At 39.7% G+C, this 3,476-nt stretch carries 1 protein-coding gene; it reads left to right on the forward strand.

Annotation, left to right across the window (positions count from 1 at the left end; translation table 11 throughout):
• Positions 1 to 82: 82 nt before the first annotated feature.
• Positions 83 to 3,166 (forward strand): hypothetical protein, encoded by a 3,084-nt coding sequence (locus ACXAC4_RS19060; RefSeq protein ID WP_475164703.1) that lies wholly within the window; start codon positions 83 to 85, stop codon positions 3,164 to 3,166.
• Positions 3,167 to 3,476: the final 310 nt, after the last annotated feature.

Here is a 3,476-nt window from a genome sequence, read left to right on the forward strand (position 1 = left end):
ATAAGATAATCAGGTAACAGCTGACTCTCCGTTAACAATATCTGCTACATTAACAAATAATGATGAAGCTGTTGCTGGGGTTGTGATTAACTTTAGCTTAAACGGCGATATTGGTCTTTTAGATCCAGTATCTGGAACTGATTTAACAGATAGCAATGGTGTTGCTTCTATTAAACTTACGGCAGGTGATACTGCTGGCGCTGGTATAGTAACTGCTACCTACGCTCTTGATGGAGATACCTACAGCGACACATTTGGTTTCACATCGGATGGTTCAGAATCAGATGATTCAAGTGTGAGCGGCAGCGTCACATTAAACCTCACTATTACAGACACTTCTGGAGCACCGTTTACTGTTGATAACCCTGTAAGCAAAGATAATAAAGGTACAGTCACAGCAACTTTGCTTGATGAAGAGACGCCCCTTGCAGGTCAACTTATTTCATTCAGCACTAATTTTACAGGTAAAATTACGCCTGTTTTAGGAACCGCTCTAACAGATTCAAATGGTGAAGCTTCTGTAACACTGAGCAGTGGTGATGCGAAAGGGGCAGGTCAAGTTGTAGCAACCTATACAGATGAAAGCGGTAATGCAGTCACTAAAATTGCTGGCTTTATTTCTAATGGTGATGAAGCCCCTGATGATGCTATACAGTATTCGGTTACAGCTTCTCTTTTAACTGGTTGTGTCCCTTCTTGGGATGACAATAGAAGTAACGTAAAACTAGACCCGACCTCAATAGCATCAGGCTGTAGCATAACTAACTCGGTATCGAGTGCTGAACTTGCTGATTTATTTATTGAAGTAACAAATCAGCAAAGTGGTGACGCTGTTGCTAATGCACTAGTCGAAGTAACAACTGATCTAGGGACAGTCCTTCCATCATCAGGTCGAGCGTTGACTGATAGCTTTGGTGTTGCACTATTGAAAATCCAACCTGGTAACACTGGCGGTGCAGGAACAATTACAGTATCTGCTTTAGATGAACAAATTAGCACTAACTTTGCAGTAGGTATCGCAGATTTAATTCTAGAAGTGGACAACGGCCTAAATGTTGACTCAAATGGTGATGTAATTCCTCTTAAAGCTGGAGGAAGTACAATTATTGAGGTCACTTTAAAGGACGAAGAAGGGAATTTATATACCACACCAACAGATGTAGAATTTAGTTCAACATGTGTTGATAACAATAATTCAAGTATTGATGCCTCTGTAAAATCATCAAGCGGTATAGCTAGTTCTACCTATAGAGCCAATGGTTGCGGAATTGATGATGTTGTTAATATTACAGTCGAAACGGGCGGAAAGAACTTTACTGCTTCAACGATCATCCCTGTTGAAGTTTCAGCAGTACAATCAATTCAGTTTATCGACGTCTCAGAACCGGTAATTGCTCTTCCTCCAGGTGAAGGTGGCTTACCTACACAGTCTGTCGTTCGCTTTAGATTATTAGATGCCGACGGCATTGTATCGCCACAGCAGCGAATTGACTTTAAGTTAACAGACTCAACTGGTTTAGCTGGTTTGACTCAACGTACAGCGAATACAGACAATGATGGTGTTGTGCAAACTACGGTCACTTCAGGTATTGTGCCTGGTCCTCTTGTAGTTAAGGCTTGTTTTGTTTCAAAAACAGATGTTGCTGCATTACCAGAAGGTGATGATTTATCATGTTGGACAGATGAGGTGCAGTTGTGTGCAGATGAACCAACAAATGACATTTGTCCTGAAGGAACGCTTCACCTCGTACCACTAGCAGAGCAAATCAATGCAGTATCATCGCAACTTGCATTATATTCAGGCATTACGGATCAAAATAGTTTCGATTTAAGCCCTCAAGTTTTTAACCCTAATGCACTGAATTACAATGGAATTACTAATAGTCTTACGGTTTATTTTGGTGACCAATTTAATCAATTTAATAGTAATGGTGTCGAATCAACAGTTTTGACAGAATCAGGCGTTGTAGGTCCACAAAGTAATGAAGCGGTGTGTCGTACTACTGACGCGTCATGTGTAGTAACGTGGCGTTCACAAGGTGAGCGACCGTTCTATGATTACAAGTGGGGTAATAGAATTGGTGAAATCGATGGTAACTCTGCAACTACCGAAGGTATAAACCCTAAGACGGGTGATGTTAACTGCGATCCTTATTTTGAAACTGCAGCGCCTTGTATCGGGACATTAGTTCGCGCTAAAAACGATCCTAATGGTGTTATACGAGGCGGAAGAACAAGTATTATTGCTGTTGCAAAAGGTCAAGAAAGCTTTGTCGATGAAGAGTCATCAGATGGCATAACTAGGCGCAATGGTTTATTCGATATTGGCGAATACTACACATTATATGACTTACCAGAAGCGTTTAATGATCATAATGAAAATAGCACTTTTGACAAGGCGAACTGCAGTGATGCAGATAGTGATAGTTACGATCCGAACACAGATCAATGTTCTGAATTAAACTCGCGTGGTGGTCATAACGAAACATGGCGTGACCTTAATAATAACGGAATTTATGACGGTGCAGATGGTTTGTATAATGGCTTATTGTGTAGTGAAGCTGCCTTTAATGCAGGCCAGTGTACCCGTGATTTAATTGAAGTTCGTAAGCAAATTGAAGTTGTCATGTCTGGTGATGATCCATATGTTCGCTTTGCTGTATTAAAATCCAATGAAGTAGTATCTGCTCCATATGAGGTTTTAGTGCCTGCTGATTGTTCGAGCACAATAGCTGGTGTATTTGAGGTATCTGATAATGCGTTGTGGTGCGATGTCGCCTCTATTGATTTATCTGAAGTATCTCGTGCCAACCCAGACTATGATGCAACAGACCCCAATGAAACAGATCCTGAGACCTTAGAAGTGGGTTTATCTAGTATCAATGTACGTATTTTTTACAGTGATGAGTTTGGTAATCCACTTCCTGCTGGAACTGAAGTGTCGCTAACAGCCGATAATGGAGATTTTTCTATTATTGAGCATGAGGAAACGATTCCGAGCACAAATCGTGACTCAACAATGTATTCTGATGTTCGAATTGCTAGGGAGTCTGATGGTAACCAAAGAAATCAAGATGGTGTACTAACTATAACTTTCCAATTTGAAAATCAGCTTGGCGGAACTAAAACGGTGAGCCGCTCGATTTCAATAATCGATGATAAATAAAGTTAAATCTTAAAAAATGCCAACCAGAAGGTTGGCATTTTTGTTGCTGTTCTATATATTCCCCTTGAAATTACCTTAAAACACCACATTGACTAAATTAGCAACAAAAATTGTTTAATTATTCAGTCAATGAAGAAAAGTTTCTATTAAAAGCTTGTAACAATTGGTGTTTGTAGATATACCTATAAATATTCGTGCTCCAATGATAAAAATCATACTTATTTGTTTAATGTGATTGATATACATTTATAAGGGCAAAAAACTTTTAAAAGGTGCTGTGTAAGAGGTGAATCTAACCGTCGTTAACCTT

This window comes from Pseudoalteromonas sp. AWM4_233, from assembly GCF_056158285.1.